Annotated in this window: 18 protein-coding genes; 11 read left to right on the top strand and 7 right to left on the bottom strand. The window is 61.2% G+C overall.

All coding sequences use genetic code 11. The features are described 5' to 3' along the window. The first annotated feature begins 363 nt into the window (after window positions 1-363). Window positions 364-885, top strand: a complete 522-nt coding sequence (locus DES53_RS15200) for a phospholipase D-like domain-containing protein (protein ID WP_113959144.1) — start codon at window positions 364-366, stop codon at window positions 883-885. A gap of 408 nt (window positions 886-1293) precedes the next feature. On the opposite strand, the gene DES53_RS15190 is transcribed toward DES53_RS15200, so the two are convergent. Further along, a complete protein-coding gene (locus DES53_RS15190; RefSeq protein ID WP_147263428.1) occupies window positions 1294-2610 on the bottom strand; it encodes a hypothetical protein in 1317 nt (438 codons plus the stop codon). Window positions 2611-2786: 176 nt separating this feature from the next. Between DES53_RS15190 and DES53_RS15185 the strand changes: the two genes are divergently transcribed. The 4 genes from DES53_RS15185 to DES53_RS15170 all read left to right on the top strand — a co-directional run bounded on the left by DES53_RS15185 (window position 2787) and on the right by DES53_RS15170 (window position 6707). Then, window positions 2787-3668: a hypothetical protein gene (locus DES53_RS15185; protein WP_113959141.1), complete on the top strand. Its 882-nt coding sequence runs from the start codon at window positions 2787-2789 to the stop codon at window positions 3666-3668. A 72-nt stretch (window positions 3669-3740) separates the two neighbouring features. Then, window positions 3741-4067: a DUF485 domain-containing protein gene (locus DES53_RS15180; RefSeq protein WP_113959140.1), complete on the top strand. Its 327-nt coding sequence runs from the start codon at window positions 3741-3743 to the stop codon at window positions 4065-4067. Window positions 4068-4070: 3 nt separating this feature from the next. Continuing rightward, window positions 4071-5690, top strand: coding sequence for a solute symporter family protein (locus DES53_RS15175; RefSeq protein ID WP_211325561.1), 1620 nt, complete (start codon window positions 4071-4073; stop codon window positions 5688-5690). A gap of 129 nt (window positions 5691-5819) precedes the next feature. Then, on the top strand, window positions 5820-6707 hold the full coding sequence (locus tag DES53_RS15170) for a phosphatase PAP2 family protein (protein ID WP_170157141.1): 888 nt from the start codon (window positions 5820-5822) through the stop codon (window positions 6705-6707). Here DES53_RS15170 and DES53_RS15165 read toward each other — a convergent pair. Both DES53_RS15165 and DES53_RS15160 read right to left on the bottom strand, forming a co-directional pair. Continuing rightward, entirely contained in the window at window positions 6663-8408 is a 1746-nt protein-coding gene (locus DES53_RS15165) for an ArnT family glycosyltransferase (RefSeq protein WP_113959138.1), read from the bottom strand. The genes DES53_RS15170 and DES53_RS15165 overlap by 45 nt on opposite strands. 106 nt (window positions 8409-8514) lie before the next feature. Further along, on the bottom strand, window positions 8515-9522 hold the full coding sequence (locus tag DES53_RS15160; protein ID WP_113959137.1) for a heparan-alpha-glucosaminide N-acetyltransferase domain-containing protein: 1008 nt from the start codon (window positions 9520-9522) through the stop codon (window positions 8515-8517). 114 nt (window positions 9523-9636) lie between these two features. Between DES53_RS15160 and DES53_RS15155 the strand changes: the two genes are divergently transcribed. The 4 genes from DES53_RS15155 (at window position 9637) to wrbA (ending at window position 14042) form a co-directional block, all read left to right on the top strand. Further along, on the top strand, window positions 9637-11952 hold the full coding sequence (locus tag DES53_RS15155) for a serine/threonine-protein kinase (RefSeq protein WP_113959136.1): 2316 nt from the start codon (window positions 9637-9639) through the stop codon (window positions 11950-11952). Next, window positions 11952-12692, top strand: a complete 741-nt coding sequence (locus tag DES53_RS15150; RefSeq protein ID WP_113959135.1) for an RNA polymerase sigma factor — start codon at window positions 11952-11954, stop codon at window positions 12690-12692. Before DES53_RS15155 ends, DES53_RS15150 begins: the two co-directional genes overlap by 1 nt. 60 nt (window positions 12693-12752) lie before the next feature. Next, complete coding sequence (locus tag DES53_RS15145) at window positions 12753-13238, top strand: hypothetical protein (RefSeq protein ID WP_113959134.1); 486 nt, start codon at window positions 12753-12755, stop codon at window positions 13236-13238. 186 nt (window positions 13239-13424) lie between these two features. Continuing rightward, complete coding sequence (wrbA, locus tag DES53_RS15140; protein ID WP_113959133.1) at window positions 13425-14042, top strand: NAD(P)H:quinone oxidoreductase; 618 nt, start codon at window positions 13425-13427, stop codon at window positions 14040-14042. 94 nt (window positions 14043-14136) lie between these two features. Here the strand turns inward: wrbA and DES53_RS15135 are convergent, their stop codons facing one another. Further along, window positions 14137-14598 carry a DUF4339 domain-containing protein gene (locus DES53_RS15135; RefSeq protein ID WP_147263427.1) on the bottom strand — a complete coding sequence of 154 codons (462 nt, stop codon included), beginning with the start codon at window positions 14596-14598 and terminating at the stop codon, window positions 14137-14139. 92 nt (window positions 14599-14690) lie between these two features. Between DES53_RS15135 and DES53_RS15130 the strand changes: the two genes are divergently transcribed. Both DES53_RS15130 and DES53_RS15125 read left to right on the top strand, forming a co-directional pair. Further along, a complete protein-coding gene (locus tag DES53_RS15130) occupies window positions 14691-15287 on the top strand; it encodes a GYF domain-containing protein (protein ID WP_147263426.1) in 597 nt (198 codons plus the stop codon). Between the two features lie 81 nt (window positions 15288-15368). Continuing rightward, window positions 15369-15818, top strand: a complete 450-nt coding sequence (locus tag DES53_RS15125) for a DUF2752 domain-containing protein (protein WP_113959130.1) — start codon at window positions 15369-15371, stop codon at window positions 15816-15818. Window positions 15819-15832: 14 nt separating this feature from the next. Here DES53_RS15125 and DES53_RS15120 read toward each other — a convergent pair whose 3' ends face one another. The 3 genes from DES53_RS15120 to DES53_RS15110 are packed head-to-tail and all read right to left on the bottom strand — an operon-like array spanning window position 15833 to window position 20309. Next, complete coding sequence (locus tag DES53_RS15120; protein WP_113959129.1) at window positions 15833-17188, bottom strand: DUF1501 domain-containing protein; 1356 nt, start codon at window positions 17186-17188, stop codon at window positions 15833-15835. Between the two features lie 26 nt (window positions 17189-17214). After that, the gene (locus DES53_RS15115; RefSeq protein WP_113959128.1) at window positions 17215-19650 is read right to left on the bottom strand and encodes a PSD1 and planctomycete cytochrome C domain-containing protein; all 2436 of its coding nucleotides are present in this window, start codon (window positions 19648-19650) and stop codon (window positions 17215-17217) included. Further along, window positions 19647-20309 (bottom strand): GntR family transcriptional regulator, encoded by a 663-nt coding sequence (locus tag DES53_RS15110; RefSeq protein ID WP_113959127.1) that lies wholly within the window; start codon window positions 20307-20309, stop codon window positions 19647-19649. Before DES53_RS15110 ends, DES53_RS15115 begins: the two co-directional genes overlap by 4 nt. Window positions 20310-20360 lie beyond the last annotated feature (51 nt).

The following is a 20360-nucleotide window of genomic DNA, read 5'->3' as shown; positions in this document are numbered from 1 at the left end:
CCAAACGTTAGAGGCCTTGCGACGCTTCTCTGGTCTGCCATTTCGCCAACCAAAAAGCCCGGTGGGGGTCCCCTGCGCCGGCTTCCGAGGGCGGTTTAAACAAAGTCGTGGCCTTGGATTAGGGGTGACTTGCCGCACCGCGACCAGCGGTCGCAGCCACAGTGGTACCAGGACTTACTGCCGTGGCGGATGGTTCAGGCCGTAGCTGTGGCTGCGACCGCTGGTCGCGGTTGGGGTGGCGCGCCGTGAACAGGTCCCGCTACCGGCAGACTCGGAGGGTTACCACTACCGCAGCAGCGCCCCGCCTCTTTTGCTTTGGGCGGACGAATGGTTTCCCCTATACTGCACCGAAGCCCCAACCCCATGGACCTCATCCTCAACGAAGCCACCTACACTGCCGTGATGGGTCGTGTGGTGCCGGCAGCGAGGCGGGTGTTGTGGATTGTCACGGCAGACCTCAAGGACCTGTTTGTGGATAATGGTACTGGGCGCTTTGTACCTTTCCTCGAAATGCTCGCGGGCAAGCTTCGCGAAGGGGTGGAAGTGCGGCTTATCCACGCCAAGGAACCCGGGCCGCGCTTCCGGGAGGACTTCGACCAGTTCCCCGAATTTGTGCGCAGCGATCTCTTCGAACGCATCCTGTGCCCGCGCATGCACATGAAGTGTGTCATCGCTGACGATCGCATGGCCTACGTGGGCAGCGCGAATCTCACGGGCGCAGGCATGGGAGCGAAGTCACCGGATCGGCGCAACTTTGAGGCGGGCTTCCTCACGGAGGATCGGGATCACATCCGCGAGCTGATGGCGTGGCTGGATAGCTTTTATCTGGGGGATTTTTGTGAGAAATGCCAGCGTCGCGAGTTATGCCCAAGTCCGATCCGGTAAAAGCTTCGTTTGTTTCCGAGACGCGACCCAGGATGTTTATTATCCCTCGTGAAGGAGCCTGCACATTTCCGATCGGGCTTCCACTCGTCTTTATGGGTGATGCTGGGAGTCCTATGCGTCTATGCCCTAGCCTATTTCACCTTCAGAGTCCTTGGTCCTGTCTCCGCTGACTATTCGATTCCATTCGGCTCTCCGCCCCCGGCTGCTGCCACTGATCCCCTGCCCGGCGCTGCCGACAGCGGCGATCACATTTTCTGCGTGTTGAGCAACATTTCACCGCCTTCGATGCGCGTTTACCCAACCACGAGCGGTGGGAGGTTCATGGTGCTGTTCTTCCAGCCAGCTTTGCAGATAGAGGTGTCAGTGCGCAGAGCGCTCTATGAGGTACGATAGTCTTGAGGGCGTCGCCTACGAGACCCCACACGGCACCAGCATCGCATCCGACATGCCGTGCAGGATCTTCTTGTCTGCCGGCACGATGGTCGCCAGCACGCCGCTGAGCTTGGCTTCATCTCCCTGCACAAAGTAATACGGGCACAGGCGCACACGGCCCTGCATCATCACGGCTTCTTGCTTCGCTTCATCCCACACGGGGTGCGCAATCACCCGACCGCGGTGGAAGCGCTGCATGAGATGCGGATTCGTGGGGAAGGCAGCCAGTGCTTCGTCGATGGCAGCAGCCCAGCCTTCTGTGGAGAGATCGTGGCCGATGTTCACGCCGCGTGAGCCCCAGCTCTTCTCGGACCAGCCACTGATCTTGATGACGAGTTCGCGCTCTTTGTTGCCGAACTTCTTCATCTCCTCCCAGGAATGGATGCCCAGGCGAGGCCACTCGGCATGCAGCGGCAGCTTCACGGGATCGAGCACCCAGCCGTACGGAATGCATTGCTTCAGCAGCGTGAGATGCTCCGGTGAGAGATTCTTCTCCCACCACTCCTGCAAGGCGGGTGACCAGAACAGGCCCAGCCACAACTTCTCCTCCAGGAAAGGCTTCAACGGTGGCGAGATGCGAATCTCACCGCGCTCCGCCATGGCCAGGATCTCGGCACTGTGCTCCACGTTGTCCAGGTCCCAAAGCTCGAAGAATCGGTAGATGTCGAGTCCGGCCAGCTGTGAGGCATGCACCGTCCAGGGATTGAACACACGCCCCGTCGGCAGGCCCTTCGCACGCATCCGCGCATTCAGCCACTCCATCTCCGGCTGGTAGCCTTGAGATTCGCGTGAAACGAGGATGTCATAGCCGGGAAAGGCGTTGGCAAATCCCTCCACCATGCCGGAAGCGCCACCCACGATGTTTTCTCCAAGCGTGGCATAGGTCTCCCCGAGCCAGCCGGTGAGGCCGATGCCGCCAGGCAGGTTATCGAGTTCCGTGATGCTCAGGCCGGTCTCCGTGAGGATGAGGTCCGGGCGAATGACGCGCGGCACTTCCTCACGCCAGCTCTTCCGTCCCAGAGCAACCATGCGCTCCGGCTTGCCCTGATCCAGAAGGCGCGCCACCCAAGCGTGCGAACCGCCTTCGGCCGACTCGAAGTAGAGGCGGTTGCACGCCCGCTGAAACGCCAGCGCCGCGGTGCCGAGCGCTTCGATGATCCGGACTTGCGCTTCCTCAAGCGGGAAGGCCTCCGGGGAGATGCGCCACTCCTTCCCCTCAAACATGCCGCCCTCTGGCATGGAATCGCGCACGTGGCGGACTCTTTCGAGGGTCATTGCGGAGGTGGAAGGCATGGAGGCGGGCATCGTAGAGAAACCCGGCTCGGACACAACGCGGAATGCATACATCCTCGCAAGCCGGGGCGATGGGATACGCTCGAAGTTGCGCAGAAGGTTGCGAATCGCACTCCTCACGCATCCTCGCGCGCTTCTCGCTTGACTCTGCCGCCACCCGGAATTCCCATCGATGCATGATTCACGCGCGACTATCTCTGGCTGCCCTGGCGGCGACCTGCCTTTTCCTGCTGAGCTCCTGCCTCGACTACGAGGAAGACATGATCATCCACAAGGACCTTTCCGGGGAGGTTATCTCCACCATCACCCTGCCCGACAGCCTTATTTCCTCCTACTCCAAGGTCGGCCCGGAATTTGACGAAGCCAAACTCCGCGCGCGTTTTGACGCCTTGAGCGGCGTGAAGCTGCTCAACTATTCCAAGAGCAACGACCGCCGCCCCGTGGTGAAGCTGCACATCAGTTTCTCCTCCCTGGAAAAGCTGAATGAGGCCCTTGCCGCGAACAAGCCGGCCGGCATCCTCGGAGGTGAGTTCACCGTTAGCAAGGCGGATGGCAAGACCAGCATCGTGCGCAAGCTCGGCGTCGGCGAACCCATCTCCGATCTCCCCCAGCAGAACTGGGTGCAGTACAAGACCCACTTCGACGGCAAAATCGCCAACACGAACTCCGGCTTCTATGACCAGGCGAACAGCGATGTCCGCTACCGTTTCAAGCTGACAGAAATCCTCGCCAACCAGCCCACACAGGAGACCGTGCTGGCCCGCGCGCTCCCGTGGAAGTGGATCTTCATCTGCCTGGTGGTCATAGCTGCCGCGGCCTACTACGGCTGGGAGCTCACGAAAAAGAAGAAGGTGGTGGTGAACCCCCAACCGCTGCATGCGACCCGCGCCGCCGCCGTCACTCCGCCTGGTGCGACACCTCAGGCTGCCCCGGCCCCGGCTCCGGCCCCCGCACCACCGTCGGCGGGCCCCCAGCGCCCGGCTGGCCCCCCGCGTCCGCAACGGCCCGGCCCGCCTCAGAATCCGGGTCCAGGCCCGAGCGGCCCGTCAGCCTCATAGGGCAAAAGGTTCCCTCAGAACCAAGCAATTCACGCCTTGCCATCATGGCGCGGACTCTCTAGTCTCCGCGCCATGCCAGCCGAGACCAACCCTACACCATCGGGACAATGGGAGAAAATCGCCCAACATCCCGGCTTCGCGGAGCTCAAGCGCGCCAAGCTCCGCTTCATCATTCCGGCCACCATTTTCTTCATGGTGTATTACATGGCGCTGCCGGTGCTGGTCGGTTTTTTCCCTGAAATCATGAAGAAGCCCGTGCTGGGCAAGGTGAACTGGGCCTACCTCTTCGCCCTTTCGCAATTCATCATGACCTGGGTCATCTGCGGCCTGTACGTCCGCGCCGCCCGCCGGTGGGACAAGATGAACGCCGAACTTCTCAACTCCGTCACCAAGGACTGATCCATGCTCGCCTTTACCATGACCCCAGCCTTGGGGATGTTCCTCGCCTTCGTGGCGCTCACGCTCGTCATCACCTACTTCAGTGCGAGGAAGGCCACTGGTTCCGCTGCGTACTTTGCCGCGGGCCGCTCCATCACGGGCTGGCAGAATGGTCTTGCCGTTGCCGGTGACTACATGAGCGCCGCCAGCTTCCTGGGCATTTCCGGCATCATCTGCCTCAAGGGCTACGATGGCTTCATGTACTCCGTGGGTTTCCTCGTGGCGTACCTGACGGTGCTGCTCCTGGTCGCCGAGCCGCTGCGCAATGCGGGCAAGTACACCATGGCGGACCTGCTGGCCTACCGCATGAAGCAGCGCCCGGTGCGCGCGATGGCCTCGCTGAGCACGCTGACTGTTTCCACCTTCTACATGATCGCGCAGATGGTGGGCGCGGGTGGCATCATCGAGCAACTCATCGGGGTACCCTTTGCTCCTGCCGTGATCGGCGTGGGTGTGCTCATGCTGGTGTACGTGGTCTTCGGCGGCATGCTCGCCACCACCTGGGTGCAGATCATCAAGGCCATCCTTCTCATGGCCGGTGCCTTTGCCCTGAGCTGGATGGTGCTCGCGAAGCATGACTACAGTCTTGCCACCTTCTTCGAGCATGTGTCCAAGGCGGACTACGCTGGCACCAAGGAGCCGGTGAACCTGCTCGACCCCGGTATGGCCTACGGCAAGACAGACGCCAATCCCTGGGGACACTGGGACTTCATCTCGCTGGCCCTCGGCCTCGTGCTCGGCACCGCCGGTCTGCCTCACATTCTCGTCCGCTTCTACACTGTGCCGGATGCGAAGACCGCCCGTAACAGCGTGGTGTGGGCCACCGCCATCATTGGTGTCTTCTACGTGCTCACGACCTTCTTCGGCTTTGGCGCCGCAACCCTCCTCAAGACCACGACCATCGCCGCGGATGTCACCGCAGGACACATTCCGCTGGATGCCAAAGGGCTTCCGAATGGAAACATGGTGGCACCCACGCTGGCCCACGTGCTGGGCGGTGAATTGTTCTTCGCGTTCATCAGTGCAGTCGCGTTTGCCACCATTCTCGCGGTGGTCGCCGGTCTCACCATGAGCGCCAGCACTTCTTTCGCACACGACTTCTACACGAATGTGATCCACCACGGCAAAGAGAAGACCGTGGGCGAGGAAGTGCGAGTGGCGCGTATCACCGCCTTCTTCGTGGGAGCGGTCAGCATCGGCCTCGCCATCAAGCTGGGCTCCAGTGTGAATGCCGCCATGCTGGTGGGTCTTGCGTTCTCGGTCGCAGCGTCCGCCAACCTGCCGGTGATTCTGTTCTCCGTGTTCTGGAAGCGCTTCAACACCACAGGTGCGGTCGCCGGTCTGGGTGTGGGTCTTGTCTCCTCCATTGTGCTCATCCTTCTGAGCAAGAATGGACTTTATGATGCGAAGACCGCGCCCTTCCCGCTGGCGAACCCCGGCATCGTGAGCATCCCGCTCGGATTCCTTGGCGCCTATTTGGGTACGATCCTTTCTGGTCGTGACCTGGACGCGGAGGCCAAATTCACCGAACTGAGCGTCCGCGCGCAGACCGGTCTTGGTGCGGAGAAGGCGTCGTCACACTAAATTCACGCAGAAACGTCATTCCCGGTTTCTCCGCGCAAGCGCAGAAGTGTGCCGGGAATTTCACGTGGCATAGATGTTGCAGCCCTCCGGTGGTTCACCGGAGGGTTTTTGGTTCATATGGGGGTGATCATGAACTCTCCCCTGGTAAAAGTTGTGCGGCGGAGAAAGCGCCGCCGTGTGCCGACCACCATGAAGATGTGGCCGGACATCCGCCTGCTTTGCAAGCACATGGCGGGTACGTTCTTCCGCCGACCACGGTGGATGATTGCAGCCACAGTCTTCGTGCTTATGGCCATCGGTCTTCTCGTGCTGCCCAGAGATGGTGCATTGCTGCGCGCGCTGCAGTTGAAGCACGTACCGGACAAGGAACTGCGCCAGGACCTGAAGGACCTCTCCGGGGATATTGGCCAGTGGGGTGATTTTGCCGGCTACAATCTCGTGCTCGTCGTCGGCCTGTGGATCGGGGGACGCGCTTTCCGCTCGCGCTACTTTCAGCGTCTCGCGGTGGCCAGCATGCTGTGCGCGATCTTCGCCGGTGCGGTGGCCAATGTGTTTCGCTTCACCGTAGGCAGGCCCCGGCCACGTGCCATCGAGCGTGATGGTGTGAAGGATGGCATCTACGGTCCCCAGGTGAAATGGAACTACAATTCCTTCCCCTCCGGTCACACGGCTACGGCATTTGGTTCGGCGATTCCCCTCGCGGTGGCCATGCCTCCGGTGGGCGTGCCAGCACTCGTGGCAGCAGGCGGTGTCTGCTGGGCACGCATGTACGGAAATCAGCATCACCCTTCAGACGTGGCTGTCGCCATCTGGCTGGCGGTACTCTTCGGTGTGCCTCTGGGTCTGGCCGTACGCCGCACTCGATTCATCAGCGACGGTGACGGTCCCGACGGTCCGGCAGATGATCACGAGGAGCAACTTCCCGATACGGAGCCTCTGGATGCCACTACTCCGGTGGCGGTGGGGACGGCATCACCGATCGCTGCCGGCTCGCTGGACCGTGAGCTCCGGTCCTGAAGGTGTCGATGGCTGCTTCCGCACAAACACCCGCACAGTCACCCAACTGCTGCGAGCGGCGTTGAAGCCGCTGGTGTCCTTCCAGTCGTAGTCGGTGCTCACCGCGCTGGTGAGCGCTTCCACTTCCTTCTGGAAATCCCTGGATGTGGTGTGCTGGGTTCCCGTCGTGAGGCTCTTCCACCACTGGGCAAGCGTCCACTCAGAGATTTGCGCGACGACCATGCCAGTACGAGGCTGATGCATGCGCTCACGCACCCGCTCGATTTTCGAGAGCATGGTCCACGAATGATCCGAATAGAACACCAGGCACGGCTCGGTGTACTGCCACGCAATGGCATTCGATTCCTTGGGTAGAGAGCGCAATGCGGGAGCCATCTGCACGATGGGATGGATGGATCGCAGCGATGAACCAAACACCGCGAGCCCCAATGCGACAGCCACCAAGGAAACTCCGGCCAGCATCCATCGACGCCACACCACCGCCGCTCCCAGCACGGCGAGGGCACCCAGCATGACTGCACCGCTGGTGAGCATCAGGCGCAGTGACGACTGCGGCACGATACCACCAGCCCACAGAGCGGTGATCATTCCAATGGAGAGCAGAACCAACAACCCCAGATACGTGATTCCGAATCGTCCTAGTTTTGTCGGTATGAAAGAGCGCTGTTGTCCATCCGCCAGGGTCAGGCCCAGCAGTACAAAGAAACCTGCGAAGCCCGGCATGGTGTAATGCGGAAGCTGGGTCGCGTAGAAGAGGAAAATCAACTGCGGTGCAGCAAACCACGCCACGAGAAGCGCTCGATGAGCATCCCATCGCGAGCGCACGTGGCGCCACATGTGAGGCAGGAACACCATCCATGGGAGCAGGCTGAGGAAGGCGCTGATGAGGTAGTATCCCGGGAGAATGGTACGTCCATTGAAGGCCTGCGTGCCACGCTTCACCACATGCTCGCCCATGCCCACGTTCCAGAATTTTCCTTCCGTCTGCACAAGTGCCGGGATGCCCCACGCGGCGACCATCGCCAGCGCCAGCACCAAGCCGGAGCCGAGGCCGAGCTTGCCCCACGGCATGGGCTTCCTCCAAAAGGCCAGCCGGAACAACACGAGTGCGAGCGCAGGCACCAGCAAAGCAATAGGCCCCTTCGCCAGGAAACCAAGACCCAACGAACACCACAGGACCCACCACCACTTGCTGAAGGGCCGGGCTTCGTCCGGCGGTGAAAGCAGGATCTTGGAGAGTGCCAGCATGGCCAGCGCGACACAGAGCACCATGGGCATATCCGCCACACACAATCTCCCATGGATCAGAGTTTGAAGTGATGTGATCCATCCCACCGCTCCCCACCATCCGGCGGCGCGGCCACCGAGGTCCCTTCCCATGCGGAAGATGACCAGGGCCACCAGCCACACCGAGACCACCGAGTGCAGGCGTGCCGCGAGTTCATTCACCCCCAGCAGATGGAAATGCAGGCGCATCCACCAGTAGGTGAGAGGCGGCTTGTCGAAGCGGTACTCGCCGTTGAACCACGGAATCACCCAGTCTCCGCGCTGCATCATCTCCACCGTGGCACGCGCGAAGCGTGGCTCATCGCGATCCATGAGTGGGATGCTTCCCGTGCCGGGCAAGTAGAGGAGCAGCGTGAGCACCAGCAGCAGCAGCCAAGCGTGGCGGCTGGTCAGGTGGGACCAGAGCGCGCTCATGAGAGGCGCTGCGACCCAACAACGCAGCGAAGGAAGAAGGTGGGGGTTACCGGCATGACAGGCTCATGCCTTCCATGCGACGCTCACCCGCAGTCGCAATCGACGATCATGTCACTTTGGCCCTGGCCAGCAGGCGGTGCTTCCGGCGCTCATTGAGTGATGCCAGCACGAGGCAGACGGTCGCCAGCGCGACGGAGAGCAGCACCACCTGCCAGGGTGAGAGCGTACGGCCAACCGCTTCTTGCAAGGGCTTTCCTGTGAAGGGAATGGAGAACAGGATCAGCAGGTGGGACACATACACGAAGAGGGATTCCCGTCCGGCCAGCAGAAGCCACTGCGGTGCAAACCATCCCGCCACGCCATGCACCGCAACAGCAAGCAAACACACCCAGCCCAGGCGCTCGCCAAAGAAGGTGGGATGCGTGTACGACCACGGCGTGGGCTCGAACACATACCCCGCGGCCATGAGCGCCACGGCGAGAGGCACATACCATTTCCACGAAGGCTCCCAGCGGCTGGCCAGGCAACCCGCAGCCGCGAATCCAAACCACGGGAAGAGCGGGAACAACGAGCCTGTGTTGTGATTCAGCCACGCGTCCACAAACCAGAACCCCGTACTCCACGATCCTGCGAGGGGAGCAATGAACACGGTTGCAGCACCCGTCAATAGCACCAACCCATCAAACCAGCGCACACCAGCAATGCCCATGGCCAGCAGCAGGGCAAGACTCGCGGCGAGGCACTGGAGGGCATCCACCTGGAGGAAGGTCTTCCAGCTTTCCGCGCCAAAGTCACCCTTCAACCAATGCGCGAGCGGCAGATGCAGCAGGTAACCGATGAGCAGAATGATGCCCAGCCGGTGCCAGCGCCGGAATCCGCCCACAGGTCTCCCTTCCCGATGTGCCCTGCGGATGGCGAGACCCTGCACATAACCCGCGATCCAGAAAAAGCTGGGCGCGACCAATCCACTGTAAGAGGTGAACTCATGCCGCCACGCCGCGTGCTCATGGTCCGGATGCAGGAAGGCATTCATCACATGCGTGACCAGCATTCCCACCACGGCAAGGCCCCGCATCCAATCGATCCAGGAAAGGCGTGAGGTGAGGATGGGCATTGCTGGGTCCTACTCCGTGGAATCCAAACGCCGCGCAACTGGAAAGAAATCGCTCTGGATACCACGGAGAAAAATCGCGTAACGTATTTCCGGATTTGCTTCTGAGGGACGCATATGAATACCACACCGCCATCTGGCACGCCCCCGGAAGCGAAGAAATGCGTCCAGTGCGGCGCCCTCCTGCCTGCGGGCAGGCTGGAGGGGCTGTGTGCCGCGTGCCTGCTGCAGCAGGGAGTCATGACAGACTCGCCCACGCAGGGCGGTGCTTCGTCCTTTGAACCGCCTTCGATCGCGGACGTCGCGCGCCTTTTTCCGCAACTGGAGATCCTCGCCTTCATTGGTCGCGGCGGCATGGGGGCGGTGTACAAGGCGCGGCAACCGTCGCTGGATCGGTTTGTAGCGCTGAAACTCCTCGCCACCCACCGCACGGACGCAGCCTTCACCGAGCGGTTCGGGCGGGAGGCACGCGCTCTTGCGAAGCTGGTGCACCCGAACATCGTCGCCGTGCATGACTTCGGTCAGGTGGAAGGGTGGAACTACATCCTCATGGAGTTCGTGGATGGCGTGACCCTGCGACAACTCGAACGCTCCGGACGACTCTCTCCCCGCGAGGCGCTGCAGATTGTGCCGCAGGTTTGTGACGCCCTGCAATTCGCCCATGACAACGGCGTGGTGCATCGCGACATCAAGCCGGAGAATGTGCTGATGGACACGCGAGGCCGCGTGAAGATTGCGGACTTCGGCATCGCGAAGCTGATACAGCGTCCCGAAGGGGATGCCTTCCTGACGGGCGCACAGGAGGTCATGGGCACGCCGCACTACATGGCACCCGAGCAGGTGGAGCGTCCGCAGGAAGTGGATCACCGCGCGGACATCTACTCCCTCGGCGTAGTGTTCTATGAGCTGCTTACCGGCGAGCTGCCTCTCGGAAGATTCCAGCCACCTTCACGCAAAGTCACGGTGGATGTGCGGCTGGACGAGGTGGTGCTTCGTGCCCTGGAGAAGGCTCCAGAGATGCGCTACCAGACGGCTGCAGAATTTCGCACGCAGGTGGAGACGGTGATGGTGACACCGAATATCCCTGCTCCTGCCGACACCCCGGAAAACGCTGGAGAAGAGGGAGAAGTCATGCTCAACGAGCAACTCTGGAAAGCAGTGCCGGTGGTCGCCATTCTGATGGCGTTCTTCAATCCTTGGGGTGGATCGGGGTGGATTGTCTTTGCCGCAGCCTGCGCGGTGCTGGCCGTGCTGCCCCCCATCCCCTTGGGAGCATCGCCACATGTCGCCCATCGCCGGCGCATCTACGAAGCGATGGGCCTCCGCTCACGGTGGGCACAATGGTGCTGCAGCCTGGGCTGGCTTGGATTCATCGGTTTTCTCGGTTTTCTGCCCACGTGGGAGCCATTCCGGGGGTTCTTGGGATTCTTCGGCTTTTGTGGTCTCGCGGTAATCATCGAGGCCATTGCGCGTGGGTACGCCAAAGCAACCGGCAGACCACTCGCTCCACCCGCGAACCGGGAGCGGGTACTGCGCAACTTCGGCACCCGGATGCTATTCACCATTGTCATCGCGGTCATCACGGCGATGCTGCTCCGCGCCTATTTCGTGGAGCCCTTCCGCGCTGCCACGGACGCTGCCGCGCCGGAGATTCCCCAGGGCAGTCACATGCTGGTGTGGAAAATCGCCACCCGGTATTCACGCGGAGACCTGATTGCCTATCGCTACAACGGAGTGGTTTGTGTGGGCCGGATCAAAAGCACCAGCAGGGACCAGTTCACCCTGTCGCACTACAACCGACCTGATGTCATCATTTCACGTGGAGCGGTGGTGGGCCGTGTGATCAGCGTCTACTGGAGGCCACCGATGCCAGAGCAGAGCAGTGCGGCGGCGAGCGTCTTTGGTCCCACCACGGAGCGTGTCATTCCCGCACCAGGGCCAGGTGTTCCCTCCGTGCTCTCCTTCCGCACCGGCCGCCTGGAATCTCCCCCGCGCTCGATTTCGGAAAAGTTTGAGCGAGGAGAACCCATCCTCACCGCAGAGAATTTGAAATGGCTGCGTGACGCTGATGGCGATGTAGTGATGCAGGCCTCCCTCGATGGCACTCTGCGCATGATCGAAGCGGTGGCCATGCGTCCAGCGGTGAATGGACGCACCTTCAGATGGGATGACATCACGCCAGACGAGGTCGAGCGCTTTGTGAAGCAGGCCGACTGGGAGCGCAGACAGTACATACAGGATGGAGGCAACGGCTTCATGGCGATCACGGCTTTCTCTCCCGATGTTCTTTTCTTCATCACACGACGCGGCACCAAGGGGGTGCTGGAAGTCTTCCCCATGGCTCCCGGTGATCGCAGTGTGAAGGTGCGGTACAAGATGGTTACCACCCCTTCGCTGTATCCCAACGCTCCCGACCACCCCTCCTCGCACTGATGTCCGGCGGAGCACATTCCATCCCCCCTGGTGACATCTTCGCCACCACGCGCTGGACCCTGGTGCTGGCAGCGGGGCAGCGCAGCACACCAGAGTCCGAAGTGGCATTGGAGGAACTCTGCCGCACGTACTGGTACCCGCTCTACGCGTATGTGCGGCGTCGCGGTCATGCGAAGGAAGATGCCGAGGATCTCACACAGGCATTCTTCGCGCGTTTGCTGGAAAAGAATTCCCTTCAGGGTCTCAGCAGTGAGCGCGGAAAGTTTCGCGCATTCCTCCTAGCAGCGTTGAAGCATTTCCTCGCGAATGAATGGGACCGCGCCTCGCGTCAGAAACGCGGCGGTGGCGCTGTGCATCTCTCGCTGGATTGGGAGAGTGGTGATGAACGCTACCAGTGCGATGTGGTGGACACGCTGAGTCCCGATCTCCAGTACGACCGCGCGTGGGCCGTCACTCTGCTGGATCGGGTGGTGGCGCGACTCCGTGAAGAGCACATGGCGGAACAGAAGACCGAACTGTTCGATGCATTGAAGCCCTTCCTCACCATGGAGAAGGGGGCCATCCCCTATATTGAGGTGGCTTCCACCATGCAAATGAGCGAGGGCGCGGCACGCGTGTCCGTGCATCGGTTGCGACTGCGGTATCGCGAAATTTTGCGTGAAGAGATTGCCCAGACCCTGGCGGACCCCTCCACGGTGGCAGATGAGATGCAGGCGCTCTTTGCATCCTTTGCTGGTTGAACCTGAATCGCGAATCGGTATCACTGGCGTGGACATTGGAACGCAACGCCTTCACCCGTTTTGGCCACACCAGATCCAGTCATTCCTCCAGTATCACCCTCCACCCCGGCACCCAAGGCGCAGCTTTTGCGTGGAAAGGAAGTGTGGGGCCTTGGCGCGCTGTTGGTGCTCGCGCTTGTCCTGCCGTGTGTTGTCCTGGCCGGTTCACACAGTGTGTGGACAGTGGTGGCGTATGCCGCACTGACCGTGGGTGTGGTGCATGCGGTTCTCTTCGCCTGGTTGTGGTGGCGCTACCGTGCCGCACGCGCGCGATCATTCGCAGACGCACGTTTGATGCTGGGGGCAAAGGTCAAGACCCAGCTCACCCTCATCATGGCGGCAGCGGCGCAGTCCGATTCCAACACAAGGCAACGCAGCGTTCAAAACGCCGCGGAGGAAATCACGCATGCCTTGCAGACTTTGGGCGAAGACTCCCTGCGCGAGTGGCATCTGCGTCATGACGAGGCGCTGAAGGCGGCAAAACAAGGCGGCCTGAAACTGCCCTGATGCGAAACATCTTTTCGTGAACCCTGGATTGCCATGGCGCAACTTTCCCTGGCACAATCGTTCACTTGAAATGCGTTTCAGCGCGACCGACCTGAAACCGCATCCGTATTCCCCTCGCACGGCGAATTTCCTCCCCGCCCTCCGGTATTTTCATCCCAACCTCAACGATCAAGAAACACCACCATCATGAGCACCAAGGTCAAAGTCATCTTCTACAGCCTGTACGGACACATCTACCAAATGGCGGAGGCCGTGGCGGCCGGTGCTCGCGAAGCCGGTGCAGAGGTGGAACTCCTGCAGGTGCAGGAAACCCTCTCGGATGACATCATCGCCAAGATGGGCGCGACCGAGGCCAAGAAGGCCTTTGCGCATGTGCCCATCGCTGATCCCAAGAAGCTTGCCGAAGCGGACGCCATCATCTTCGGCACCGGCACGCGCTACGGCAGCGCGACCGCGCAGATGCAGACCTTCTTCGATGCTACCGGGGGCCTCTGGACCACCGGTGCGCTCGTAGGGAAGGTGGGAGGCGTCTTCACCTCCACCGCCAGCCAGCACGGCGGACAGGAAACGACTTTGATCAGCATGCAGACCTTCCTCTTCCACCAGGGCATGGTGGTCGTGGGTGTGCCCTATGCCGCGCAGGAACTGCTGAACATGAAAGAAATCACCGGTGGCTCTCCCTATGGCGCCACGACCATTACTGATGCCCAGGGCCAGCGTCTGCCGAGCGAGAATGAGCTGGCGATTGCGCGCTACCAAGGCAAACACACGGCGCAGATCGCGGCCAAGGTGGCGGCGAAGTAGTCTGCGTTGTTCGCATACTTTGGGCAGGGGCAGGAATGCCCCCGCTCCTTGAGAAAAGTCCAGGGGACGTTCTGGTCCCCTGTTCCCCATACCATCACTCCCCGGCGGGCTTCATCATCTTCATGAAAACGAAGGTGATCACCAACGCATACATCAGGGTCAGGAATCCGCCGACGAACACCCCTACCAGCGCGTGCATGCGCTCCCGACTCTGCGGGTCGGCTTTTGTATCCTTCAATCCCTTGAGTCCAAAGAAGATGGCGGGGATGGCGCAGAAGATTCCGATGCCGGGAATCAGCCCCAAGGCGGCGAGATAAAATGAGGTTAGCGCCGCACCCTTCTTGAACACGGGTGGCGACGTGGCGGAACTCTCCACATCCGGTGATGCCTCGCCTTCCGCGCCCTGCAGCAAGACTGCCACCGTGGTGGGAACCGATGAGCCTTCCTTCCACACCAGATCCGCACCCGAGACCTCGCCGGCTTCGGCCATGGCACGCACCTGGCCAAGGTCGTAGGGACCGAGCTTCTTCGTTTGATGCTGAATCGTGTAAGCCATGCGCGGGATCATAGGCACACACGCACCATTGCAACCCCATTGGAACAAACTTTGCTGTGGACAAGGCACAGCTCCTCGGCTGTTTTGGCGCCATGTACTACGTCGGAAAGAATGGACAGCAGACCGGCCCCTTCACCCTTGAACAGGTGCAGGCCAAGTATATCAGCGGCGAGATCCTCCCCACAGACCTCATGTGGAAGGAAGGCACCGCTGATTGGAAAGCGGCCAGTGCCTTCTCCGAACTGGCTGCCCCCACTCCAGCGCCCAGCCCGGCCTACGGTGCGCCGGGCTCCTCGCCAGTCTCTCTCTCCAAGTCAGACCCTGCCCCGACAGTGCTGCCGCCCTCCTCTGCCACCCCCGGTGCGCCGAACACCGGCTACCCTGTGGCTGGCCCTGTCGGCCCCCGGCAGAACCCCATGGCCATCACTGGCCTGGTGCTTGGCATTGTATCCCTCTTCTCCTGGTGCTGTTGCTTCGTCGGTTTGCCCGTCAGCATCGCGGGCATTGTCTTCTCCATCATCGGCCTGAACCAGATCAAGAAGGACCCCATCAACCAGCTTGGAAAGCCTCTTGCCATCACGGGTCTCGTCCTTTCCATCCTGGGTCTGCTCGTCCTCATCGTAGCAGTGGCTATCAATGGTGTGGCGAGCTATGCTGACATTCAACGGCAGCTCAATGAGGCCAGATAGGTCGGAGACACACCCCTCCATTCCTCCCTCCTCTGTTGCCATGGATGCCCGTGGCAGCAGGTAACCTTGAGAGCCAGCCCCATGGACACCTCCCTCCAGACCCATGGCTTGCTGAGGCCACGTGTCGCGCTGGTGCTGGCACTCCTGTGCGGTCTCACGATTGGCGCGGTGGTCCTCTATCGCAATCCACCCGGCAGCTCGTGGATCACGCCCCCCTGCATGATGCACAAGATCACGGGGCTGCACTGCCCGGGCTGCGGCTCCACGCGGGCGACCTATGCGCTGCTGCATGGCGACTTCCCCGGCGCGATGAAGAAGAACATCATCTACGTGCTCGCCCTTCCCTTCCTTGGCTGGTGGGCAGGGTGCAGTGCGTGGCGCTGGATGTGCGGCCGGCCCCCTGCTCCGACGACACCAGAAAAGGTGAATCTCCAGCTCCGCCTCGTCTGGGCATTCGTGGCCGTCGTGGCGCTCTTCTCCGTGTTGCGGAACCTTCCCTGGGCACCCTTCAACTGGCTCGCACCGCATTGAGGTGAGCCAGTCAATCAAATCAGCAACTCGTCCATCACGTGGCCGTGCACATCCGTGAGCCGGAAATCGCGGCCGGCGTGACGGAAGGTGAGCTTCTCGTGGTCCATGCCGAGCTGGTGCAACACGGTGGCATGCAAGTCATGGACCTCCACAGGCTTTTCGATGGGATACTTGCCAAGTTCATCGGTGGCGCCATGCACATGCCCTGGCTTGAAGCCGCCACCAGCCAGCCAGATGCTGAAGCAATCGCGATGGTGTCCGCGTCCATTCGTTCCTTCACGCCCGGGGGTGCGGCCGAATTCCGTGGCCCAAAGGATGATGGTCTCATCCAGCATGCCGCGCTGCTTCAGATCCGTGATGAGGGCTGCGATGGGCTGATCCACATTGTAAGCGATGGCCGCATGGTCCTTCATCTCACCATGGGAGTCCCAGTTCGGACGGGAGCCCGTATCGATGAGCTCGATGAAGCGCACCCCGCGCTCGGCGAGGCGACGCGCCACGAGGCACTGCCAGCCAAACTCCGAGCCTGCGCCCTTCAGCTTGCGGTCGAGCCCATACAACCGGCGGATGTGCTCCGGCTCTGAGTTCACATCAAAGGCCTCTGGAGCGGCCTGCTGCATCTGGAAGGCGGTCTCGAAGGACTTGATGCGTGCCGCGAGAGCCGTGTCATGCGTGCGCGAAGCGAAGTGCCGGCGGTTCATTTGATCCACCAGACCCAGTTCCATCTGCTGCAGATCTTTCGTGGACCCTGGCGGACGCAGATTGGCAATGGGATTATCTCCGGGGATCACACGCGTGCCCTGGTGGCAGGCGGGCAGGAAGTCGCTGCCATACACCTGCGTGCCTCCATAAGGAAGGAAGGGGGCGATGACCACGAAGCTCGGCAGATTCTGATTGAAGGTGCCAAGGCCATAGCTCACCCATGATCCCATGCTGGGCCGTGCGAAGGTGGGCGACCCCGTGTGCATGCCGAGCGTGGCCTCCGAGTGGTCGAAGTGCGAGGCCTTCATGCTGCGGATGAGGCAGATCTCATCCATGACATTGCGCACATGAGGGAAGATATCGCTCACCTCCGTGCCGCAGCGCTTGTTGCGTTGCGCACCGAAGATGTTCCCCATGAGCTTGTCTGATCCGGTGCCGTCGCGTCCCTTCGCCATGGACTTCGGGTCAAAGGTATCAATGTGTGATACACCACCGGTCGCGTAGATGAAGATGATGCGCTTCGCCTTTCCCGCTGTGTGTGGGCGATGCGGGTTGAGCGGTTCATCCGATGCCGCGCACAGCTCGGACAGCACACCCGGCATGAGCAGCGTGGAGCTGCTGAAAAGCGAGCGGAGCAGGGTGCGGCGCTGGGGTGAGAACGGGGTCATGCAGGTGGCGTTCAGTTCAGCTCAGCTCAATCAAGGTACATGAATTCATTCAACCGGAACAGTGTGCGGATCAGGCTGGTCCATGCCTGTCGATCCCCGCTCGGGTCCGGCTGCATGCGCTGGCGCATTTCATTCACGTAGCTCAGCATCAGAGTGGATTCCTCTTCATCGGGCAGGCGTGAGAGAATCGCCGTGAAGGCGCTGTCCAGCCGTTGCTCATCATTCTGGGATTCCCTGGTTATTTTCTTTGCAAAGCGTTCCGCTTGCTCGTGCAGGAACTTGTCATTCACGAAGTACAACGCTTGCAGTGCGGTGACCGAACTGTCGCGATTGCTGGTGCACACGTTCGGGTCTGCGCCATCGAAGGTCTGGAAGTAGCTCTTCGCCGTGAGGCGCTTCGTCATGAGGTAGACGCTGCGCTTGCTGCTGGGGTAATCGTCCTTGAAGGGATGGTGCTGTGTGTAGCCCCACTGCTTGGAGGGGGGGAAAGCATAGGGCTTCATCTGCGGTGTGGTATCGAGACCACCGCTGATGAAGAGCAGGGTATCGCGCAGCGATTCTGCGTCGAGACGCTGACGGGTGAATTTCCAGTAGAGCTTGTTCCCCGGATCACTGGCCACATTGTCATCCGTATCCTGGCTGGAGAGCTGGTACGTATGCGAGGTCATGATGATCCGGTGCAGATGCTTCATGGACCACCCGCTGCGCATGAATTCACGTGCCAGCCAATCGAGCAATTCGGGATGCGTCGGCTTCTCACCACGGAGGCCGAAATCACTCGTGCTCGACACCAATCCCGTGCCGAAATGCCGCTGCCATACACGGTTCACGATGACACGTGCGGTCAGTGGATTCTTCTCGTCGGTGATCCACTTCGCAAGTTCCAGGCGACCGCTTCCCGACTGCGCCTGGTCCGGCAACGTCTGTCCTCCCAGCACCTCCAGGAAATGCCGCGGCACCTCCGCACCCAGCCGGTCGGGCTCCCCTTTGATCTGCACACGTGCATTCAGCGGTTTCGCCTCCTGCACCGCATACGCCGTGGGAATGACGGGTGTGGTCTTCAAGTAGTCTGCAAGCGCCTCACCAGCCTCGCGTGCCTTGAAGAGCATGCCATCGAGTTCGCCCTTTGCCTGGCGCTGTTCGTTAAGAGAGCGCTCCCCTTCTTTCGCCGCATTCTCCAGTGACTTCTTTTCACACAGCGCCAGCAGACGCTCGAGTTCCCTGGTGAGTTCATCCGTCTTCGCCTGGTAGGGCTGCATCGTCTTGCGCACTTCCTCCTGCGGGATGAGCGGCACAAAATCCCGCTGTGTTTTAAAGAGCTCAAGGCCGGGGAATGGATACCTCGTGCTGGCGAAGATGCCGTACAGTCCGTAGTAGTCGCGCGTGGAAATGGGATCAAACTTGTGATCGTGGCAACGCGCGCAACTCAGAGTGAGCCCCATCATGGTGCGGCCCATGTTGTCCAGCGTGTCCTCAATCGTGAGATGCCAGGGATACCGCTCCACCAGCGAGCCGAAACGGCGCGCCATGGCAAGATATCCAGTGGCAATGGTCTGCCGGTTCTGCTGCTGCTGCGTCTCCGCCGGGAGCAGATCCCCCGCAATCTGCTCCGTGATGAAGCGATTGTAAGGCAGGTCGGCGTTGAAGGACTCGATGATGTAGTTCCGATACAGATAGGCCTGAGGGATGGGATAGTCCGAATTGTCACCCGCGGTGTCCGCATAGCGCACCCAGTCCATCCAGTGACGGCCCCAGCGTTCGCCATAGCGCGGATTGTCCAGCAGGCGATCCACCCAGGCCGCGAACGCCGCGGGCGTCCCGCCGGGTGTCTTGCAGGCAGCGACAAAGCTCTCCACTTCCGCAGGCGTGGGAGGCAACCCGGTGAGGTCATACGTCGCACGACGAACCAACGCCACCGGATCCGCATCTGGTGAAGCGGTGAGACCTGCGGCTTCGCGTGGCGCTTGAACGAAGCGGTCCAGAGGCGTGAAGGCCCACTGTGCATCCTTCACCGAAGGAGGTGTGGGATTCGCTATCGGCTGGAAGGACCAGTGATCGCTACCGTTCTTTTTCGGTTTTTGCGCGACCACATGTTCGGGCCACTGGGCGCCGGAGGTGATCCATGACTTCAATGTTTCCACTTCCGCCGCGCTGAGTCTCGCACCTTTCGGCGGCATCTGCTCCTCCTTGTGTGTGGAGGTGATGCGCTTCAGGAGCTGGCTCTCCTCCGGTTTACCGGGAACGATCGCATGACCACCGGAATCCCCCTGGGCAAAAGCGCCCACCTTGTCGTCATAACGCAGGCCGCCATTCTGCTCCTCGGGTCCGTGGCATTTCACGCAGTGCTGCTGCAGGATCGGCTGCACCTTCCTGATGAAATCCACAGCGCCAGTCTCCGCTGCCCTGAGGGGGAGCGAAAGCGCGAGCAGGCCGACGCCCGCACTGGCGGCGACCATTCTCATCGGGCAAAGCGTTCTGGATTCAGGATGCGGCGTTTGCCGGCTTCGAGATGCTCCACGATCAGATCCGCAGCGCGAGGGCCCTCTCCATCCAGCACGGCATTGATGATCGCCACGTGCTCCGCCACGCTCTCGGCCGGACGCCTGCTGTCCGTGTCTGTGACTCGGAGGATCACCTGGTGAATCTTGTCACGCAGGCGTTCCATGGTCGTGATGATCTCCTTGTTGTTGAGGTAGGAGCACAACAGGAAGTGCATCTGCTCATCGAGGTGCATGAGGGAGTTCAGGTCCCACTCCTTCAGCGCTGCTTCCTGACGTGCGATGTTCTCGCGAAGCTGCGCCTGCTGTTCCGCATTGAGCTTTCCCGCGATGCGCCGCACCACCCAGCACTCGATGGCTTCGCGCAGCTCATAGTGATCCACGATGTCCTCCACGCTCATGCCCCGCACCACGATGCCCTGCTGCGCCGAGATGGTGACGAACCCCTCCGCCTCCAGTCGCTCAAGCGCCACATGGATGGGCGTCTTGCTCATGCCGAACTGGGCTGCAAGCTGACGCTCCGAAAGGAACGTCCCGGGGGGAAACTCACCGGAAGCGATGAGCCGCCGCAGCTCAGAATACGCACGCGACTGGAGACGGGAGGGGGCGGGCGGGGTTGCCATGGTTTTGGGGGGGAATATCGAAATCGAATTGGAATCAAACTGGTATGCCAG

This window comes from Roseimicrobium gellanilyticum, assembly GCF_003315205.1.
GTDB lineage: Bacteria > Verrucomicrobiota > Verrucomicrobiia > Verrucomicrobiales > Verrucomicrobiaceae > Roseimicrobium > Roseimicrobium gellanilyticum.
This window is presented reverse-complemented; position numbering and strand designations above follow the sequence as displayed.